At 53.6% G+C, this 18,028-nt stretch carries 20 protein-coding genes and 2 pseudogenes; 16 read left to right on the top strand and 6 right to left on the bottom strand.

The features are described 5' to 3' along the window. Positions 1-248: 248 nt before the first annotated feature. A complete protein-coding gene (locus CHM34_RS19255; RefSeq protein WP_169713614.1) occupies positions 249-416 on the top strand; it encodes a hypothetical protein in 168 nt (55 codons plus the stop codon). A gap of 101 nt (positions 417-517) precedes the next feature. On the opposite strand, the gene CHM34_RS05910 is transcribed toward CHM34_RS19255, so the two are convergent. Beyond that, positions 518-724 (bottom strand): helix-turn-helix domain-containing protein, encoded by a 207-nt coding sequence (locus tag CHM34_RS05910; RefSeq protein ID WP_094263911.1) that lies wholly within the window; start codon positions 722-724, stop codon positions 518-520. A gap of 127 nt (positions 725-851) precedes the next feature. Here CHM34_RS05910 and CHM34_RS05905 point away from each other — a divergent pair, with 127 nt between their 5' ends. Then, the gene (locus CHM34_RS05905; protein WP_169713613.1) at positions 852-1,268 is read left to right on the top strand and encodes a helix-turn-helix domain-containing protein; all 417 of its coding nucleotides are present in this window, start codon (positions 852-854) and stop codon (positions 1,266-1,268) included. Between the two features lie 185 nt (positions 1,269-1,453). Here CHM34_RS05905 and CHM34_RS05900 read toward each other — a convergent pair whose 3' ends face one another. Continuing rightward, a complete protein-coding gene (locus tag CHM34_RS05900) occupies positions 1,454-1,873 on the bottom strand; it encodes a MarR family winged helix-turn-helix transcriptional regulator (RefSeq protein ID WP_169713612.1) in 420 nt (139 codons plus the stop codon). A gap of 137 nt (positions 1,874-2,010) precedes the next feature. Continuing rightward, positions 2,011-2,979 (bottom strand): bile acid:sodium symporter family protein, encoded by a 969-nt coding sequence (locus CHM34_RS05895; RefSeq protein ID WP_094263675.1) that lies wholly within the window; start codon positions 2,977-2,979, stop codon positions 2,011-2,013. 129 nt (positions 2,980-3,108) lie between these two features. Here CHM34_RS05895 and ilvD point away from each other — a divergent pair, with 129 nt between their 5' ends. From ilvD to CHM34_RS05860, 7 genes are all read left to right on the top strand, one after another. Continuing rightward, on the top strand, positions 3,109-4,800 hold the full coding sequence (gene ilvD / locus CHM34_RS05890) for a dihydroxy-acid dehydratase (protein ID WP_094263674.1): 1,692 nt from the start codon (positions 3,109-3,111) through the stop codon (positions 4,798-4,800). Positions 4,801-5,522: 722 nt separating this feature from the next. Then, positions 5,523-7,241, top strand: a complete 1,719-nt coding sequence (gene ilvB, locus CHM34_RS05885) for a biosynthetic-type acetolactate synthase large subunit (protein ID WP_240511916.1) — start codon at positions 5,523-5,525, stop codon at positions 7,239-7,241. Further along, the gene (ilvN, locus tag CHM34_RS05880) at positions 7,238-7,729 is read left to right on the top strand and encodes an acetolactate synthase small subunit (protein ID WP_094263673.1); all 492 of its coding nucleotides are present in this window, start codon (positions 7,238-7,240) and stop codon (positions 7,727-7,729) included. The genes ilvB and ilvN overlap by 4 nt, the downstream gene beginning before the upstream one ends. Positions 7,730-8,139: 410 nt before the next feature. Next, entirely contained in the window at positions 8,140-9,153 is a 1,014-nt protein-coding gene (gene ilvC / locus CHM34_RS05875; protein ID WP_094263909.1) for a ketol-acid reductoisomerase, read from the top strand. A gap of 27 nt (positions 9,154-9,180) precedes the next feature. Beyond that, positions 9,181-10,737 carry a 2-isopropylmalate synthase gene (locus CHM34_RS05870; protein ID WP_094263672.1) on the top strand — a complete coding sequence of 519 codons (1,557 nt, stop codon included), beginning with the start codon at positions 9,181-9,183 and terminating at the stop codon, positions 10,735-10,737. A 39-nt stretch (positions 10,738-10,776) separates the two neighbouring features. Next, the gene (gene leuB / locus CHM34_RS05865) at positions 10,777-11,895 is read left to right on the top strand and encodes a 3-isopropylmalate dehydrogenase (RefSeq protein ID WP_094263671.1); all 1,119 of its coding nucleotides are present in this window, start codon (positions 10,777-10,779) and stop codon (positions 11,893-11,895) included. Between the two features lie 215 nt (positions 11,896-12,110). Next, a complete protein-coding gene (locus CHM34_RS05860) occupies positions 12,111-12,476 on the top strand; it encodes a hypothetical protein (RefSeq protein WP_094263670.1) in 366 nt (121 codons plus the stop codon). Between the two features lie 59 nt (positions 12,477-12,535). Here the strand turns inward: CHM34_RS05860 and pdxK are convergent, their stop codons facing one another. Then, complete coding sequence (gene pdxK / locus CHM34_RS05855; RefSeq protein ID WP_094263669.1) at positions 12,536-13,348, bottom strand: pyridoxine/pyridoxal/pyridoxamine kinase; 813 nt, start codon at positions 13,346-13,348, stop codon at positions 12,536-12,538. A 124-nt stretch (positions 13,349-13,472) separates the two neighbouring features. Between pdxK and CHM34_RS19250 the strand changes: the two genes are divergently transcribed. Further along, the gene (locus CHM34_RS19250) at positions 13,473-13,616 is read left to right on the top strand and encodes a hypothetical protein (RefSeq protein ID WP_169713611.1); all 144 of its coding nucleotides are present in this window, start codon (positions 13,473-13,475) and stop codon (positions 13,614-13,616) included. A gap of 145 nt (positions 13,617-13,761) precedes the next feature. Here CHM34_RS19250 and CHM34_RS05845 read toward each other — a convergent pair whose 3' ends face one another. Both CHM34_RS05845 and CHM34_RS05840 read right to left on the bottom strand, forming a co-directional pair. Next, positions 13,762-13,962 carry a helix-turn-helix domain-containing protein gene (locus CHM34_RS05845; RefSeq protein WP_094263667.1) on the bottom strand — a complete coding sequence of 67 codons (201 nt, stop codon included), beginning with the start codon at positions 13,960-13,962 and terminating at the stop codon, positions 13,762-13,764. A gap of 163 nt (positions 13,963-14,125) precedes the next feature. Then, complete coding sequence (locus CHM34_RS05840) at positions 14,126-14,539, bottom strand: hypothetical protein (protein ID WP_094263666.1); 414 nt, start codon at positions 14,537-14,539, stop codon at positions 14,126-14,128. Between the two features lie 100 nt (positions 14,540-14,639). On the opposite strand from CHM34_RS05840, the pseudogene CHM34_RS19955 reads away from it, so the two are divergent. From CHM34_RS19955 to CHM34_RS05820, 6 genes and pseudogenes are all read left to right on the top strand, one after another. After that, positions 14,640-14,858 (top strand): annotated as a pseudogene (locus CHM34_RS19955) (metallophosphoesterase family protein); the annotation flags it as partial. 53 nt (positions 14,859-14,911) lie between these two features. After that, positions 14,912-15,163: pseudogene (locus CHM34_RS20060) on the top strand (metallophosphoesterase family protein); the annotation flags it as partial. Between the two features lie 30 nt (positions 15,164-15,193). Next, positions 15,194-15,358 carry a hypothetical protein gene (locus CHM34_RS19785; protein WP_240511896.1) on the top strand — a complete coding sequence of 55 codons (165 nt, stop codon included), beginning with the start codon at positions 15,194-15,196 and terminating at the stop codon, positions 15,356-15,358. A 125-nt stretch (positions 15,359-15,483) separates the two neighbouring features. Further along, entirely contained in the window at positions 15,484-16,035 is a 552-nt protein-coding gene (locus CHM34_RS05830; protein WP_094263665.1) for a DJ-1/PfpI family protein, read from the top strand. 144 nt (positions 16,036-16,179) lie between these two features. Then, on the top strand, positions 16,180-16,740 hold the full coding sequence (locus CHM34_RS05825; RefSeq protein WP_094263664.1) for a superoxide dismutase family protein: 561 nt from the start codon (positions 16,180-16,182) through the stop codon (positions 16,738-16,740). Between the two features lie 86 nt (positions 16,741-16,826). After that, the gene (locus CHM34_RS05820; protein ID WP_276207683.1) at positions 16,827-18,026 is read left to right on the top strand and encodes a cytochrome P450 family protein; all 1,200 of its coding nucleotides are present in this window, start codon (positions 16,827-16,829) and stop codon (positions 18,024-18,026) included. Positions 18,027-18,028: the final 2 nt, after the last annotated feature.

Raw genomic sequence — 18,028 nt, 5'->3', positions numbered from 1 at the left:
AACGAAGATATGGCATCCTTATATAATAGAGAGAGTGATTGACAGAGAGGAAAAAAAGATATAAAAAGAATCCCGATATCCTCCCTAGTGCCCTTTCAGGCAACTTTGATTAGTTTGATCCCTTGCTGGGGGCGGTCAGGCTGGTAGGCCGTCTCCGATCTCTTGCAAAAAACGCAAAGGATCTACGCCGGCCTACCACCCTCCCAACTTGATTCCCAGATAGGGCACTAGACGCCGGGGAACGAAAGATGATCATCCTGGATGACTTCAGCACCGAGGAGGAATGGGCGGAGGCCGAAAAAGCCCAGAGGATGGAAGGACAGACAGGAGAAATACAGCCTCTGCCACCGGCGGCTCCGGACCGCCCGTTGGTATTGCGGCGAATCTTTCGATCGCAGGACGAAGGGGATGGCTGAACCGGTCGGTCGTCGATCGCGAAACCGTTCCGGTTGCGGGCAAGCTTTTCCGCAACAGCCATGCCCTTTTTTGGCCTGTAAAGATGGCTTCTGTGTTTCTGTCAACGGCCGTCAAAAAAAAGTTCTTCCACAGAAACTCCGTAATATCCCGCCAACTTCACTTTGATATCGTCCCGCGGAATGCGACGGGCATTTTCATACATTTGTAGTGCGCTGACACTGATCCCCACCGCTTTGGCAACCTCTTCCCGTCTCTTGTCTCCCCGTAAATGAAGCAGTTTTTGGGCGATCTTCTGTTTCAAATTCATCACCTGAACCACAAATGGTGTTCTACCTTATTATAATGAACCTTTCGTAATATTGGAACACAATTTGTATTAATCACTTTCAAATCACACGCTTTGTGTTAAATTATAAATGTGGGGGGAGAATGCCATGGATACTTTTGGGGATCGGTTGCGCTCTTTGCGGTTGCAACAGAATCTGAGACAGCAGGACTTGGCCAAGCATTTAAGAATCAGCAAAAGTACGGTCGGAATGTATGAACGCGGTGAACGGGAACCATCCTTGTCCACTTTGCATCAAATCGCCGGCTTTTTCCATGTCTCCACAGATTATCTTCTGGCGAGAAAGGATTCCGACTCCAGTAACGCTTCGGCGACCGACCATGAAGGGAAAGATGCGGCATGTGCCAAGAAAAGCTGCAACTTGAAGGAAATATTGGAGAAGGATGACCTATACTGGGGAAAGGTGCCGTTTACCAATAAGGAACGGAGCGCTGTACGGGAATTGATGCAAACGATGGTGAGCGAAAGGAGTTCAAAGTATGCCGGCCGGTCGGAGGATGAGTGAGGGAGAAAAGGGATCCTCTTTTGTAAAAAAGAAGCCCCGGTTCCTTTTTGCGGAATCGGGGTTTTTTCCATCTTTCGAACACTCAAGCGGTTTCTATTCTATCAAGCACAGGGGTGAGATTTCAGGGGATTTCATCCGTTTTGAATCCAGGTTCTCCAAAGGGGAATCACTCCTTTACGCCGGTTCTATGCATTCAATTTTTGGATCAGGTTCAGCAATATTTTTATTTCCTGGTCGGAAAGGGGATCGAATTTCCGACGAAAATATTCGTTTTGCTTTTCTTCCATTTGCAAAAAGGCCTGATTTCCTTCTTCTGTTATCTGAAGCTCAACGACACGCTTATCCTTTTGGGAACGTTGGCGCCGTACCCAGTTTTTTTGTACCAACCGATCAGTGACATGGGTGATATGGCTGGCGGATACTTCGAATTCCGCAGACAAGGCGGAAACCTTTAATGGACCGCGGGTGTAAAGCTGTTGGAGAAAGATGAACTCGCTTCGGTTGGTTGTCTCCCCCAAAACGGCATTCAACTCTTTTTTCATCCGGCGAAAAGTTTGCCGGAACGCCAGTTCCAGTTCATGGGTCAGCTTATTTCGGTTGGACAAATACCTCACCTTTCCTTTGAAGTTCCGTCCATTCATTCACTAAGTGAAATTTTCATATAACGAATTTTACAGGATATGAAAATCATTTGTCAAAAAGTTTGATTCGCTTTTCGTTCCTGCAATACTTTTACGTCGAGTCATTTGGATACAGTGCTCTCTGCCCTGGTCCCCGTTTCACCATGATGGCTGTTTGCCGACCAATACGTCGCCAACAGGGGGCCGGAGATGTTGTGCCAGACACTAAAGATGGCTCCGGGTAAAGCGGCGGCAGGGTTAAAATGGGCCAGGGCCAGGGCGACTCCCAGACCGGAATTCTGCATGCCCACTTCGATGGAGACAGCCCGTCTTTGACTTCGTTCCATTTTGAGAAAGAGGGCCGCCCTGTATCCGAGGAAAAGTCCGATCCCATTGTGCAGGATGACAGCAGTGAGCACCGGTACCGCGGACAGGGTCAAACGGGGGGCATTCAAGGCGATGACACCGGCCACGATGGTGACAATGGCGACGACAGAAACGAGGGGAAGGACGGAAGTCGCCTTTTGCATTGTAACCGGAAAAAAACGCCGTGCCGACAAGCCCAGCAGAATCGGCAGGATAACCACCTGCAGGATGGATAACACCAATTCCCAGGGGTGTACTGGCAGCCAGGAATTCGCCAGTATCCACAGCGACAAGGGTGTCAATAACGGCGCCAGCAGAGTGGAGAGTGTGGTCATGGTTACCGACAGCGGCACGTCCCCTTTGGATAGATAGACGATCACATTGGACGCGGTACCGCCCGGGCAAGCTCCGACCAGTATCAAACCGAGGGCCAATTCCGGCGGAAGCATCATCACTTTTGCGATGACATAGGCGATGAGAGGCATCAGAAGAAATTGGAAAAAGATGCCGGCGAGGACCGGTTTCGGCCGCTTGAAGACGGGACGGAAATCCTCGGCTTTCAGGGTTAGACCCATTCCGAACATAACCACTCCCAGAAGCGGAGAGACCCAGGGGCCGATCCAGGTAAAAGATCCGGGCTGCAGATAGGCGGCTCCGGCGATGAGGAGTACCCACAAGGCAAAGGTTTTTTCGGCGATCCGGGACGTTCGGGAAAGCCATGACATGGTGAAGGACCTCCTTTTTAATGAATAATCGTAATTCGATACAAAATAAAAAATAGGTCGTGACAAGGATTGCATTTTACTATACACTTGTCAGCAATATCGTCAAGGGGTATTTCAAGGAGGTATTACATGAGCCGGAGAAAAAGCGATCAGGATCTGCGTATCCGGAGTCACGTGATCAGCGAGGGCGCGAACCGGGCACCCAATCGGGCGATGCTCCGTTCTGTCGGTTTTCGCGATGATGATTTCCAAAAACCGATGGTCGGGGTGGCCAGTACCTGGAGTGAGGTAACCCCTTGCAATATGCATATCGACACGTTGGCGGAGCAGGCGAAGAAGGGAATCGGGGAAAACGGCGGTGCTCCCCTGATCTTCAATACGATTACCGTTTCTGATGGCATTTCTATGGGACATGAAGGAATGCGGTATTCCCTGCCCAGCCGGGAAGTGATCGCCGACTCCATCGAGACAGTGGTGGGGGCGGAGAGGCTGGATTCCTATGTTGCAATCGGAGGCTGCGACAAAAACATGCCGGGATGCATGATCGCCATCGGTCGTACCGGGGTCCCGGCGGTCTTTGTCTATGGAGGGACCATCCGGCCCGGCCGTCTGGAAGAGCAGGACATCGATATCGTGTCGGCTTTCGAAGGAGTGGGTCAGTACAACCGGGGAGTGATCGATCGGGAACGGTTGCACCGGATCGAATGCAACGCCTGTCCCGGTGCCGGTTCCTGCGGCGGGATGTATACCGCCAATACCATGGCCTCTGCGATTGAGGCGATGGGGATGAGCCTGCCCGGCAGTTCCTCCAATCCGGCAGAGTCGGAATTGAAGCGCCGGGACTGTCTCCAGGCGGGACAAGCGGCGGTGGAACTGTTACGGCAAGGGATTTATCCGAAGGACATCATGACCAAAGAAGCCTTTGAAAATGCTATTACCGTCGTGATGGCCCTGGGAGGTTCCACCAACGCGATTCTGCATCTGTTGGCCATCGCCGATGCCGTCGATGTCGATTTGACCATGCAGGATTTTGAACGCATTCGCCGGCAGGTTCCCCACATCGCCGATCTGAAGCCCAGCGGACGCTACGTGATGCAGGATCTTCACCGGGCCGGCGGAGTCCCGGCGGTGATGAAACAGCTGTGGGAGGAAGGCCTGCTCCATGGGGATTGTCTTACCGTTACCGGGAAAACCCTGGCGGAAAACCTGGCTGAGGCACCTCCCCTGAAAGAGGGACAGGAAGTGATCCGTCCTTTCGATCGACCGTTTCGGAAAACCGGTCCCTTGGTGGTGTTGGAGGGAAACCTGGCTCCGGAGGGGGCAGTAGCGAAAGTGTCAGGGTTGAAGGTGAAGCGATTGACCGGCCCGGCCCGTGTCTTTGATTCCGAAGAGGATGCGGCTCAGGCGATTCTGGCGGACCGGGTGCGGCCGGGGGATGTTGTCGTCATCCGCTATGAGGGACCCAAGGGAGGGCCCGGTATGCCGGAGATGTTATCTATTACCGGAATTCTGGTCGGAAAAGGGTTGGGAGAAAAAGTGGCCCTGATCACCGATGGACGCTTTTCCGGCGGTTCCCACGGATTCGTGATCGGCCATGCCGCTCCGGAGGCGCAAGTGGGGGGCCCGATCGCCCTGTTGAAAGAGGGGGACTGGATTACGATCGATTCCGAGTCCCGGGAGCTTTCCGTCGATGTGACCGATGAGGAAATGGAAAAACGGCGGGCGGAGTGGACAGAGCCGTCCCTTTCCGCTGACCGCGGAGTCCTCCGTAAATACGCCCGGTTGGTCTCCTCCGCTTCCCGGGGAGCCGTTACGGATTAAGGAAGGTCGATCGGCGAATCTGAAACGGGGAAAAAACGGAGCGAAAAGGTGAAAAAATCCGGTTGACAAGGCGAGTAAAGCGTGCTTATAATAGCACCTAAATAGTTGAACGATTCACGCATGACATAACTGTAGGTGAATAGATCTTTCCCATTAGGAGGGTGCCTAGGGTTCCGCCCGCTCAGCGGGGTCTTGCGACCAAGCGGCACCGACACCGGAAGGAATCCGGTGTACACCGTGAGGATAAAAGCCTCTGCGGCAGGTCCTACCTTTATTCAGTATCTGAAAGGGGTATGACATGCCCGGAGGCTTCTTTTGGTTTTTGATATGGTAAAAAGTATTATTTTTAGAAATATAAGTGCGAATAAAAGCGATGAAGAGGCTTTGCGCCACCCGATCCCGTGTCACAGAGAGTTCCGGCTTGGCTGAGACCGGAATCGCGGCCGGGTCGGCGATCTCACCTCGGAGCTGCGCGTCGAAAGGCCGAGAAGGCCGAGTAGAACGTGTTCGGGCATCCCGTTATCGATGGGGTGTACCCTTTCGGGGGTATACCCGTTAAGGCCGCTCGCCGCGAGGCGGCGGAAAAATTGGGTGGTACCGCGAACCTTTCGCCCCAATCCATGAGACGAGGACCGAATCCGTGTCACTTGTCGGATGGGAGGCGAAAGGTTTTTATATTGACTTTGAAAGAGGGGGTTTTGTTGATGCCGGACGCGGTGACGATGACGGACAGTACAGAAAGGGCCGGGAAGGACGAAAAGGAATTTACGGGTTCGGAGATCCTCCTTCGTTGCCTGTTGGAGGAAGGGGTGGATGTGGCTTTCGGTTACCCGGGAGGGGCGGTTTTGCCGATCTACGACTCCCTGTACCGGGGGGCGCTGAACCACTTGTTGGCCCGTCACGAACAGGGTGCGATCCACGCCGCCGACGGTTATGCCCGGGCGACGGGAAAACCCGGAGTGGTGATTGCCACTTCCGGGCCCGGAGCGACGAATCTGGTGACCGGAATCGCCAATGCTCAGATGGATTCCATCCCCCTTGTCTGTATCACGGGCAATGTGGCTCAATCCTTGATCGGTACCGACGCTTTTCAGGAAGCGGATATCGTCGGTATCACCATGCCGATTACCAAACACAGCTACCTGGTGACCGATGTCAAGGATTTGCCCCGTATCGTCAAGGAAGCCTTTCACATTGCATCAACCGGTCGCCCGGGGCCGGTGTTGATCGACATTCCCAAGGATGTGTCCAATGCCAAAAGCACTTTTCAATATCCGTCCACGGTAACAGTTCGCGGGTATCAGCCGAAATCCGATCCCCATCCCCTGCAGTTGACACGCCTGTATCAGGCGCTGAAAGAGGCGAAAAAACCCTTGATCCTGGCTGGAGGGGGCGTTGTCACCTCCGGAGCGGAAAAGGAGCTGATCGCCTTTGCGGAAAAGGCCCGGATTCCGGTGACCACAACCTTGATGGGGTTGGGGGGATTTCCCGGACAGCATTCCTTGTGGCTGGGGATGCCGGGGATGCACGGTACTTACGCCGCCAATCACGCTTTGTTGGAGTGTGATCTTCTGATCGGGATCGGGGCTCGGTTCGATGACCGGGTCACCATGGGCCGGATCGACAAATTCGCAACTGGAGCCAAAATCGTTCATATCGACATCGATCCGGCGGAAATCGGTAAAAATCTGGACACTTTCATCCCCATCGTGGGAGATGTGAAAAAGGTGTTGGCTTCGGCGATGCAGGAGGCTCCCCGGTGTCCTTCCGACGCCTGGTTGAAACAGGTGCAGGGGTGGTACCGGCAATATCCCTTCCGGTATCGCGACGAAGAGGGAGTCTTAAAACCTCAGTGGGTAATTCAACACCTGTATGAGTCCACGGGAGGAGACGCTGTCGTCACCACCGACGTCGGTCAACACCAGATGTGGGTGGCCCAATACTTCCCGTTTGCCCGTCCTCGCTCCTTTATCACTTCCGGGGGATTGGGCACGATGGGCTTTGGATTTCCGGCGGCCCTGGGGGCACAGCTGGCCCGTCCTGGAGAGACGGTGATCAGTGTCACCGGGGATGGGGGTTTTCAGATGACTTGTCAGGAGCTGGCCGTCGCTGCATTGTCCGAGATTCCCGTCAAAGTCGCTGTGATCAATAACCACTGTCTCGGGATGGTACGGCAATGGCAAGAAATTTTTCATAAAAAGCGGTACAGCGAAGTCGACCTTTCCGGAAGCCCCGATTTCGTGAGACTGACGGAGGCTTACGGGGTGAAAGCTTTTCGAGCGAAAACCCGGGAGGAGGCGGTCCGGGTTTGGAAAGAGGCGTTGGAGCATCCCGGACCGGCGGTGGTGGACTTCTGGGTGCACTCGTCGGAGAATGTCTATCCGATGGTGGCTTCAGGTACCGGACTGGATGAGATGATGATGGGAGATGAAGAGGGATGAGGCATGTGTTGTCGGTGATGGTCAACGATCAGCCCCGCGTTTTGGCCCGAGTGGCCAATCTGTTGGGACGTCGTACCTTCAACATCGAGAGTATCAGTGTCGGCGAGTCCGAAGAAGCGGGACTGTCCCGGATGGTGATTGTCACCCGCGGGGATGAGCAGACCATGGAGCAGATCTCCAAACAACTTCACAAATTGGTGGATGTGATTAAGGTGCAGGATTTGAGCAGTCATCCAGCGGTGGAACGGGAGCTGCTCCTGGTCAAGGTTGAAGCCGGTCCTTCGGAACGCACCGAAATCGGAGGCATTGTGGAACCCTTTCGAGCGGCGGTGGTCGATGTCGGTCCCCACAGCTTGATGGTGCAGGCCACTGGGGAACGATCCAAGCTGAACGCTCTGCTCCAATTGCTTCATCCATACGGAGTCAAAGAGGTGGCCCGAACCGGAGTGACCGCCCTCTCCCGAAGTGCAGTCAAAGTGACAAACTAGGGTGTGTCTGGTAAATCCCGAAAGTAGCGGGTCGCCGATTTCCAGCGTAGCGCCCTTTGCACCAAAGGGCACAAGTCTCGCCTATGCCCGACAACCTAGCGAAGTTTTCGGAGGACCGAACCCTTTAGCGGTCATTATGCTTTTCCGCATGAATGCTGGTTCGGTCCGGAGGAAACGGAACGGACCGTTTTGTATCGGCGGGAGAGCAACCCGGCGCGGAGTCGGAAAATCAGCTCCCGTAACCAGTGATCGTTCATTATCAGACACGCCCCAGTCCAGGCCTGTAAGAGTTGCTGAAAAAAGAACGGACGTCGAAACGGCGATGAAGCGAGTGTCCGACCCGGTGAGGATCAGTGGAGCCGTTGATGCGAAAAGCGCAAAAAATTGAAGGGATTCGGGAGGAATCGATGATGGCTAAGGTATATTATGCGAAAGATGCTGATCTGAAACATTTGGAAGGGAAAACGGTCGCCGTGGTGGGTTACGGCAGTCAAGGACACGCACAGGTGCAAAATCTCCGCGACAGCGGGGTGGATGTGGTCATCGGTCTGCGGAAGGGGAATTCCTGGGACCGGGCGGAGAAGGACGGGTTTACCGTGCAACCGGTGGCGGAAGCCGTGAAACAGGCGGATGTGGTACAGCTGTTGATGCCTGATGAGGTACAGGCGAACGTTTACCAAAATGAAGTAGCTCCCCATCTGAAGGCGGGTGCCGCCCTCTTTTTCTCCCACGGATTCAATATCCATTTTGAACAAATCGTTCCTCCGAAAGATGTGGATGTGGTTCTGATCGCCCCCAAGGGGCCGGGGCACTTGGTACGCCGGGTGTTTGCTGAAGGGTTCGGCGTTCCTGCTTTGATCGCCGTTCAACAGGATGCCACCGGGAAAGCGAAGGATTTGGGCCTGGCCTATGCTGAAGGAATCGGGGCCACCCGTGCCGGAGTGATTGAAACCTCATTTCAGGAGGAGACGGAGACGGATCTCTTCGGCGAACAGTCGGTACTCTGCGGAGGTGTGAGCGAGCTGGTGAAAAACGGCTTTGAAACGTTGACAGAAGCGGGATATCAGCCGGAGATTGCTTACTTTGAGTGTCTCCACGAGCTGAAGCTGATTGTCGATTTGATGTATGAAGGGGGACTTGCCGGGATGCGCTACTCCGTCAGCGACACGGCGGAATACGGCGATTATATGAGCGGTCACCGGGTGGTCGGACCGGCGTCCCGAGAGGCGATGAAGGCGGTATTGAAGGAGATTCAGGACGGTTCTTTCGCCCGGAAATGGATTGAGGAAAACAAGAACGGACGCCGGGAGTTCAACCGGATTGCCGAGGCGGAGAAAAATCATCCCATCGAAGAAGTGGGAAGCAAGCTGCGCAAGACGATGGCCTGGATCGACGAATCGGAAAAAGAGACCATCAAGCAGTAATTCAAACGAAAGGGGAGGGTGCGGTCCATGCGATCCGTTCATTTTTTCGATACGACGTTGCGTGACGGGGAGCAGTCCCCGGGGGTCAATCTGAGTACGGAAGAAAAGGTGGCGATCGCACTTCAGCTGGAACGGCTGGGAATCGATGTGATCGAAGCCGGGTTTGCCGCTTCCTCCCGGGGGGATGGAGAGTCGATCCGCCAAGTGGCTCGGGCGGTTCGGACATCGACGGTGGTCAGCCTGGCCCGGGCGGTGGAAAAGGATATCGATCGGGCCTATGAAGCCCTGAAGGATGCGGAATCCCCCGGTATCCACGTCTTTTTGGCCACTTCGCCGATCCATCGGAAATACAAATTGAATATGAGTCGGGATGAGGTATTGGATCAGGCGGAGGCCGCCGTTCGCCGGGCCCGAAAATATTTTCCGTGGGTGGAGTTCTCCTGCGAAGACGGTGGACGGACGGAAAAAGATTTTTTGTGCCGGGTGGCGGAGCGGGTCATCGAAGCTGGAGCCGATGTTCTCAATATTCCGGACACGGTCGGATATCTCACACCCGTTGAATATGGGGAGATCTTCCGCTATCTGAAGCAAAATGCCCGGGGCATCGAAAAAGTGCGTCTTTCCGCTCACTGTCACGACGATCTGGGGATGGCCACGTCGAATACCCTGGCCGCGGTTGAAACCGGGGTGGAACAGGTGGAGGGAACGATCAACGGAATCGGCGAACGAGCGGGTAACGCCGCCCTGGAGGAAGTGGCGATGGCTCTGGCCACCCGGGAGTCTTTCTACCAGGCCGCTGTTAACCTCAATCTGAAGGAGATTACCAAAACCAGCCGCATGGTCAGCAAGATGACCGGGATGTTCGTTCCCGGAAACAAAGCGGTGGTCGGGGCCAACGCTTTTGCTCACGAAGCGGGCATCCACCAGGACGGCATGTTGAAAAACAGCGCCACTTATGAAATCATGCGCCCGGAAACCGTCGGTTTGACGGATACCCGCCTTGTCCTCGGCAAGCATTCCGGCCGCCATGCATTCCGCGACAAACTGGTCGGAATGGGTTACTCCTTTACGGATCATCAGTTGAATGAGCTTTTTGTCCGTTTTAAAGAATTGACCGATCGAAAGAAGACGGTCGAAGATGAAGACCTGGTTTCCCTGGTCGAGGAAAAATGGGGCGAGCCGGAGGAAACCTTCGCCTTAGACTCCATCCATCTTTCTTACGGGAACCGGTCCGTGCCGGCCGCCTCGCTTCGCTTGCGGGATACCCGAAACGGGCGGATGTTGGAGGAAGCCGCCTGCGGAAACGGCTCCGTCGACGCCATCTTTCGGGCCGTCGACCGGGTAACCGGTGAAGGGATGGAGTTGGAAGATTACAAGATCGTATCCGTCACCCATGGGAAAGACGCTCTCGGCGAAGTCTACGTCCAGCTCAGGCAAGGGGAGTATACAGCTCAGGGGCGGGGTGTCAGCACCGATGTGCTGGAGGCCAGTGCCCGGGCTTATATCAAAGCCGTGAATCGGATGATGATCCGGCGTGACGGAAGCCGGGAATCGCGATCCTCGGAAGTCCCTGTCGGATCGTGACCGGTCAAAGACTCACTTATTTAGAGGAGGCTTTCATTTATGGCTGAGAAAAAGCGCATCGCTGTACTCCCCGGTGATGGGATCGGTCCGGAAATCGTGGATGAAAGTGTGAAGGTGATCAAAGAAACGGGGAAACAGTTCGGATATGACTTTGAATGTTCCTTCGGAATGGTGGGGGGCGGAGCGATTGAACGCCTGAAAAATCCTCTTCCGGAGGAAACACTCACTCTCTGTCGGAACTCCGATGCGGTCCTTCTCGGAGCTGTCGGGGGGCCGCGTTGGGATTCTAACCCGCCCCATCTTCGTCCGGAGAAAGCCCTGCTCGGGTTGCGGCAGGAGTTAGGACTCTTTGCCAACCTTCGTCCGGCAACCCTGTTTCCCGGATTGGAAAAGAGTTCCTCTCTGAAACCGGAGGTGCTGGAAGGGGTTGACTTGTTGGTGGTCCGGGAGCTGACCGGGGGCATCTATTTTGGAGAGAAATACACCGAGGAAACCGGGGAAGGAGCTCGGGCGACGGATACCCTGGTCTATTACGAGCACGAGATTGAGCGGATCGTTCGTCGGGCCTTCCGTTTGGCCAAAGGTCGCCGGCGGCGGATCACCTCCGTCGATAAGGCCAATGTCCTGGAAAGCTCCCGTCTTTGGCGCAGGGTGGTGGACCGGGTATCCAAGGATTTTCCGGAGGTTCGGGTTCAGCATATGCTGGTGGATAATTGCGCCATGCAGATCATCAGCCGTCCCGCCGACTTTGACGTCATCGTCACGGAGAACATGTTCGGTGACATTTTGAGTGACGAGGCGGCGATGCTAACCGGATCCATCGGGATGTTGCCCTCTGCCAGCCTGGGGAAAGGACCCCTTGGCCTCTATGAGCCCGTCCACGGCTCGGCCCCGGATCTCGCGGGGCAAGGGGTGGCTAACCCCATCGCCGCGATCTTGTCGTCGGCGATGATGTTCCGCCATTCTTTTCACGACGAAGAGGCGGCCCGGGCAATTGAATCCGCCGTGAAAAAAGTGCTTTCTTCCGGAGCGCGAACCACGGATATCGCATTAGCGGGGAGTCTGGCACTCAGCACGGAAGAGTTCGGTGACCGTGTGTGCGAGGCGCTCCGGCGATATGGCCCGGATCCCAAAGTACCGGTGGAAACGATGATGTAAGACCTTCTCTCCAAAATATTACAGTCCGTTTCACTTCCGCGGGAGAGGTCGATGAATGGGATCGATTCCCGCGGTTTTTTCTTTTTCCTTGAACAAAAAGGGAACCGGTTCCGTCTGGGCGAATATAGATGGATAGATATGAAGAAATCGGCTGAAAAAAATCGGAATCTTCACTCCGTAATCCCGGGTTTATCGATGAGAAAGGGTGATGTTTAATGGCGAATCAGGGGCATCAAGCTCATTTTCGTGCTTTAAACGCGTTAGAGGCTTTGGTTCACGAGTACTGGAACATAGATTTGGTGAAAGAAGTAAAAGAGGAGTTGGAGCAAGCGGTTCAGTTGTTGACCCTGCATTTGGATCGAGTGGCCTGTCCCTGTGGCGATACGGAAAAGGATGTTCAGTTTTATCAATCCCTGTTGAAACTAGTGAATGAGGCTTTGCAGGAGCGAAGTCTGTTTCCCATTCCTCAAGTGCAGGAGTCCTTGGAGACGTATTTTGCTCAAAAAACTTCCGACCACCGTTGTATCTGGCGTCTTCTCCACAATCAGCATGATTGGGCGCAGGAGATGGAGACGGGATAAAGAAGGTGAAAAGCCGTTTCCACCTCTCACAAGAGAGAGGGAAACGGCTTTTTGTCGGTTTATCGGTGCTTTCGGCGATAGGCGGCCGGGTTAATCGGACCGACATATTCATTTAAGCGGAACGAGTGGCGGATCGCCTCTGTAATAAACGATTTGGCTGTCTCCACAGCGTCCCGGACGGTTTTTCCTTTGGCCAATTCCGCAGTCACTGCCGCGGAATAAGTGCACCCCGCTCCGTGGGTATACGGGGTATCGATTTTTTCCGATTCCAATGCGGTAAAGGTTTCCCCATCGTAGAGAAGATCGACCGCTTGTTCGTGTTCCACCTGGCTGCCGCCTTTGACTAGAACATATTTCGCTCCCAGTCGGTGAATCGCCACTGCCGCTTCCTTCATTTCGTCGAGAGTGGTAATCGGGCTCATCCGGCTTAGTTTAGCGGCTTCAAACAGATTGGGCGTGACCACGGTTGCCTCCGGAACCAACACTTCACGCAGGCTCGCGGTATTTTCCGGATGCAATTCTTCATCGGCCCCTTTACACACCATCACTGGATCGATCACAACGTTTTGCAGCCGGTGTTCCCGAATCATTTGGGCGGCTAACTCGATTAATTCCGGCGAGCCGAGCATGCCGGTTTTAACGGCATCCACGCCGACCCCTTCCACGATTGTCTCCAACTGGGCCTTTACGGTATCGGGATCCACCGGAAAAACCCGATGAAACCATCGGTCGCGGGGATCCATCGCCACAATCGTCGTCTGAGCGGTCATCCCATAGATGCCGAGCTCCTGGAACGTTTTCAGATCGGCTTGAATACCGGCTCCCCCGCTGCTATCGGAACCGGCAATGGTCAGTGCTTTATACATGGTCATGGTTGGTCCTCCCTATCATCAAACTCGGTTTGTCCATGGGTTTGGATCCCCTTTTATTATAAAGGGATTTTACGCGGGTTGCATGATTCGTTTTCATTTCAGATGGAATAAGGAGAAACGAATGATGATTCAACAACTGAAAGTCCATCGAAAAAAATTACGGCAAAAAATCGATTTTCTCGATACCTGTCTTGAATCTTGGTCGGATGATGAAGCTTATGCGAGAGGAGAAAAAGAGAAATTTCTTAAGGGCGGCACAACGGATTGAGAATTTGATCCATCGGCTGTTTGAGCGGGGGAATGTTACGGAGGCCGCTAGATGAAAGCATGTACAAACCAATTACTTTCGTTTGGCGGGTGAGAGGGAAAAAAGTCGAAAACAATACCGTGAACTTCATCAACAATATGTATACTTATTGGAACAAGAATATAAAGGGGATCCCGAACGCGGAATCAGTATTTTGTCCCGCCTCAAGAAAACGGTCTCGCAGTTTGTAGTACGTGGCTTGACTCACACCATACTGGCGCAACAGATCCGAAAGTGGCACATTTCCTTTTAACCCGGCCAGCACCAAGGCCAATTTTTCATCATCGGTCAGTTTGCTTTTGGGCATGGTAGCATCCTCCCGTTCCATTTCCTTACTTTTTATTCTACCATACCCTTGTTGCACCCCTCAGGGGCTCAGTATACAACCTTCCCGGCTCGATGGCTAGAGTAGCCTAACGGTATAAAAAAGTCCCCTTGGGTTTATGTGACCTTTTGGCATGTGTTTACCCTTAGGGGGCATCTATGGTTTCCCGTTTTTTCTTGCGGATCTTTAGTACTTCATCGATTACCCAGTAAAGGAAGGCTACGCAGAACCCGAATATTACTAAACTGTAATTGATTTTGAAATCCGGGAGCGATAGCAGGACTGATAACAATACCACACCAAACGCTCCCCCGATAGCATGAATCAGCATGGCCCAAAACCATCGAAGGGGCTTGTTAGTTGTGAGATAATCGGATAAAAGGGAGATGGGGACACCATAAAATAAAACAATGAGAGCGGTGATAATGGTAAAGTCAAAAGCCAGAAAAGCCTTTCCCCCATAGTCCTCATATGAAAGCGGTGAGTTTGTGTATACCCATAAAAGACAAATGTATTGAATCACTGCAATGATCAACACGGGGAGCAATTTATCCTTCATGAAATCCCTCCGACACTTTTTCAATTCTTTTAAATCCTCTCATATCAGGGGTAGGAAGTCAAAATAGGACCATATCGAAACGTCAGGGAGGCATTGTGGGATGTTGCGAAGCGTAGCCGCTTTTTTCGATATTCATGGCAATAGGTTGGCTTTGGATGCGGTGTTGGCGGAATGGGAACAGGAGGCTCCGGATGCGGTGCTGGTCGGGGGAGACGTGGCTTGGGGTCCGCATCCGCAGGAAGTGTTGGAACGTCTCATCCGTCTGAGTGAGGAGACCGTTGTCTACTGGGTTCGGGGAAACGCCGATCGGGAAGTGGCGGGGAGATATGGAGAGGCAGAGGGGCTGGATCCGTTTGTAGCGGATGTGAATCGGTGGTGTGCCGACCAGCTGACCGGGGATCAGCGGCGATTTTTGCAGGAACTGCCGGCGCGAGGCAATCTCTCAAGATCGAAGGATTGGGTGAAGTGCTTTTTGTTCACGGATCGCCTCGTAGCGATGAGGAGGCGATTCGAAGGGGGACACCGGAAGCGGATGTGCGTTCCATGTTGGCCGGAGTGTCGCAATCGGTGGTGGTATGCGGTCACACCCATGTCCCGTTTGACCGCCGCATCGACGGGAAACGAGTGGTCAATCCCGGCAGTATCGGCCTGACTGTGAGAACGAAGGGGGCCTGTTGGGCCCTTCTGGGCCCCGACGTGCTCATGAGGGAAACGGCCTATGATGCGGAAGCGGCCGCTGAGGCAGTCCGCCGGTCGGACGTTCCCTATGCTGAGGAGTTCGCTTCCCATTATTTGCGGCCGCCGGTACAAGGACCGTAACATCGGGTGAATCCATACAAAAATAGAATTAAGAAAGTGATCAATAAGTGGTTTGGATCTCTCGAAAAAAGGAAAAATGATAAGCGGAGTTTAAAAATCTAATGTTGAGCACGGAGGTTGAGAGAATGGCCAAGGTACTGATCCTGACAGGAGATGCTGTAGAAGCGCTGGAAGTGTTTTATCCCTACTATCGTCTGTTGGAAGAAGGTCATGAAGCGGTGATCGCCGCTCCCAAGAAGAAAAAGCTGCAAACCGTCGTTCACGATTTCGAACCGGCGATGGAAACTTTCACTGAAAAATGGGCTTACGGTTTAGATGCACATGCCTCCTTTGACGAAATCAATCCGGCGGAATTCGACGGGCTGGTCATCCCCGGAGGCCGCGCCCCGGAACATATCCGGATGCACGAAAAAGTGCCGGAAATCCTCCGCCATTTCTTCCATGAAGGGAAGCCGGTGGGAGCGATTTGCCATGCCGCCCTCCTTTTTGCCGTCGTGCCGGATGTGGCCGAGGGCCGCGAAATGACCGCCTTCACCAACTGCCGACCGGAAGTGGAGCGTGCCGGTGCCCGTTATATCCCGGAAAATCTGCATGTGGAAAAGAATCTGGTTTCCGGTCACGCTTGGCCGGATCTGCCGGACTTTATGAAGGAGTTTCTGAACCTGCTCCAAAAGTAATGTTGTTCATGAATGTTTCGTGTCCCGTTGACTGTGTCACGGGACTTTTTATTGTTTATAACTTGGGTACTCGGAAAGGGGATTTTTTAGATTTTGACGAACACTGTAAAAAGGAAAAGGATTGTTGGAAATGGAGGGAAAACCATGAGGGGAACGCTGATTGCGGCGAGCACCTTGTTGGCTGTTCTATTAACGGGGTGTTCCCCGGATTCGCCCGAAGAAACCGGGTCCGAGGAGAAGGAGCCTAAGGAGCCGAAGGCGGCAGTCGCACAATTGCAGAATGCGGATGGAGACAGAGTGGGCACCGCTACTCTGACGGAAACGGAAAATGGGGTGGATATTCATCTGAAAGCGATGGATTTGGAATCCGGCGAGCACGGATTTCACATTCACGAGACCGGAACTTGTCAACCGCCTGACTTTCAGTCGGCAGGAGGTCATTTTAACCCGGAAGACAAGGCTCACGGAAAGAACAATCCTGACGGCAGTCATGCGGGTGATCTGCCTAACCTGGAGATTCAATCCGGCGGAACCGGAGAATTGAAGGTGACCGCTAAAGGAACGACATTGGGGCCGGGGGATCATTCCCTGCTGAAGAAAGACGGAACCGCTTTGGTGATCCATGAGGATCCCGATGATCTGAAAACGGACCCGGCCGGTGATGCCGGAGACCGAATCGCCTGTGGAGTCGTAAAGGAAAAATAAACGATCGAAGAGGAAAAGAGCGCCCGTCAGTCGGCGGACGCTCTTTTTGAAAGTGGGTACCGTACAAAAAGGAAAGGGGAATCCGTGTGATTCAGACATTGGATTTTTTTTCGTCGGAGTTTAAAGCGGAGGCTTACCCGGTTTATGCGGAGTTGCGGGCCAAAGATCCCGTCTACCGGATTACGATGCCGGACGGACAAACGGGGTGGGTGATTACCCGGTATCAAGATGCGGTGTCCGCTTTGAAAGACAACCGTTTGGTCAAAAATCCGCGTGGACTGATCTCATCCGAAGATATGGTGTTATCCACGATGGAAAGAGATTTTATCACCCGGCATATGTTGAGTTCGGACCCGCCCGACCATACGCGGCTGCGATCCTTGGTTCACAAGGCGTTTACTCCCCGAATGATCGAAGGGTTGCGTCAGCGGATCGAGCAGATTGTCCATGGCTTGCTGGATGAGGCGGAACAACGGAAGAGGATGGATTTGATCGATGATTTCGCTTTTCCGTTGCCGATTATCGTAATTTGTGAGATGTTGGGGATTCCTGTGCAGGATCGGGACCGATTCCGGGAGTGGTCCAACGCCGTCATCAGAGCGACCAATCACCCGGAAAGGATGCAGGAAGCGGTCCCGTCCATCAGGGCTTTTATCGATTATTTGCGGGATTTGTTTGACAAACGCCGCGGCCGCCCCGGAGACGATCTGATCAGCGCCCTCCTCCATGTGGAGTCCGAAGGGGAACAATTGACCGAAAACGAATTGTACTCTACCGTATTTCTGCTGATTGTCGCCGGACACGAAACCACCGTTAACTTGATTGGAAACGGGGTTTTGGCCTTGCTCGAACATCCGGATCAAATGGATAAACTGAAAAACGATCCCGGTCTGATTCGGTCTACAATCGAAGAAATGCTCCGTTTTTATTCACCGGTGGAGGTGGCGACAAACCGCTGGGCCGCGGAAGAAGTGGAACTGCACGGTAAGCGGATTCCCAAGGGGGATATGGTTTTGGTGGTCCTCGCTTCCGCCAATCGCGATGAGAATCGGTTCGATGAACCGGATCGCTTTGACATCACCCGGGGGGCGAATCGCCATATCGCCTTCGGTATGGGTATCCATTATTGTTTGGGTGCTCCTCTCGCCCGGTTGGAGGGAGAGATTGCTGTCAACACACTGCTTCAGCGGATGCCTGATCTTCGGTTCGGAGTGGATCCGAAAACGCTGAAGTGGAGACCCAGTTATCTGATGCGCGGTTTGATCCATTTACCGGTTACCTGGTAGGT

Origin of the sequence: Paludifilum halophilum, assembly GCF_002245355.1 — a bacterium.
GTDB lineage: Bacteria > Bacillota > Bacilli > Thermoactinomycetales > DSM-45169 > Paludifilum > Paludifilum halophilum.
Note: the sequence above shows the minus strand (reverse complement) of the source record. Positions and strands in the feature narration are given on the sequence as shown.

Coding starts and splice junctions, on each gene's coding strand:
- CHM34_RS19255 (WP_169713614.1), top strand. CDS start 249: ATGATCATCCTGGATGACTTCAGCACCGAGGAGGAATGGGCGGAGGCC.
- CHM34_RS05910 (WP_094263911.1), bottom strand. CDS start 724: ATGAATTTGAAACAGAAGATCGCCCAAAAACTGCTTCATTTACGGGGA.
- CHM34_RS05905 (WP_169713613.1), top strand. CDS start 852: ATGGATACTTTTGGGGATCGGTTGCGCTCTTTGCGGTTGCAACAGAAT.
- CHM34_RS05895 (WP_094263675.1), bottom strand. CDS start 2,979: ATGTCATGGCTTTCCCGAACGTCCCGGATCGCCGAAAAAACCTTTGCC.
- ilvD (WP_094263674.1), top strand. CDS start 3,109: ATGAGCCGGAGAAAAAGCGATCAGGATCTGCGTATCCGGAGTCACGTG.
- ilvB (WP_240511916.1), top strand. CDS start 5,523: ATGACGGACAGTACAGAAAGGGCCGGGAAGGACGAAAAGGAATTTACG.
- ilvN (WP_094263673.1), top strand. CDS start 7,238: ATGAGGCATGTGTTGTCGGTGATGGTCAACGATCAGCCCCGCGTTTTG.
- ilvC (WP_094263909.1), top strand. CDS start 8,140: ATGGCTAAGGTATATTATGCGAAAGATGCTGATCTGAAACATTTGGAA.
- CHM34_RS05870 (WP_094263672.1), top strand. CDS start 9,181: ATGCGATCCGTTCATTTTTTCGATACGACGTTGCGTGACGGGGAGCAG.
- leuB (WP_094263671.1), top strand. CDS start 10,777: ATGGCTGAGAAAAAGCGCATCGCTGTACTCCCCGGTGATGGGATCGGT.
- CHM34_RS05860 (WP_094263670.1), top strand. CDS start 12,111: ATGGCGAATCAGGGGCATCAAGCTCATTTTCGTGCTTTAAACGCGTTA.
- pdxK (WP_094263669.1), bottom strand. CDS start 13,348: ATGACCATGTATAAAGCACTGACCATTGCCGGTTCCGATAGCAGCGGG.
- CHM34_RS19250 (WP_169713611.1), top strand. CDS start 13,473: ATGATTCAACAACTGAAAGTCCATCGAAAAAAATTACGGCAAAAAATC.
- CHM34_RS05845 (WP_094263667.1), bottom strand. CDS start 13,962: ATGCCCAAAAGCAAACTGACCGATGATGAAAAATTGGCCTTGGTGCTG.
- CHM34_RS05840 (WP_094263666.1), bottom strand. CDS start 14,539: ATGAAGGATAAATTGCTCCCCGTGTTGATCATTGCAGTGATTCAATAC.
- CHM34_RS05830 (WP_094263665.1), top strand. CDS start 15,484: ATGGCCAAGGTACTGATCCTGACAGGAGATGCTGTAGAAGCGCTGGAA.
- CHM34_RS05825 (WP_094263664.1), top strand. CDS start 16,180: ATGAGGGGAACGCTGATTGCGGCGAGCACCTTGTTGGCTGTTCTATTA.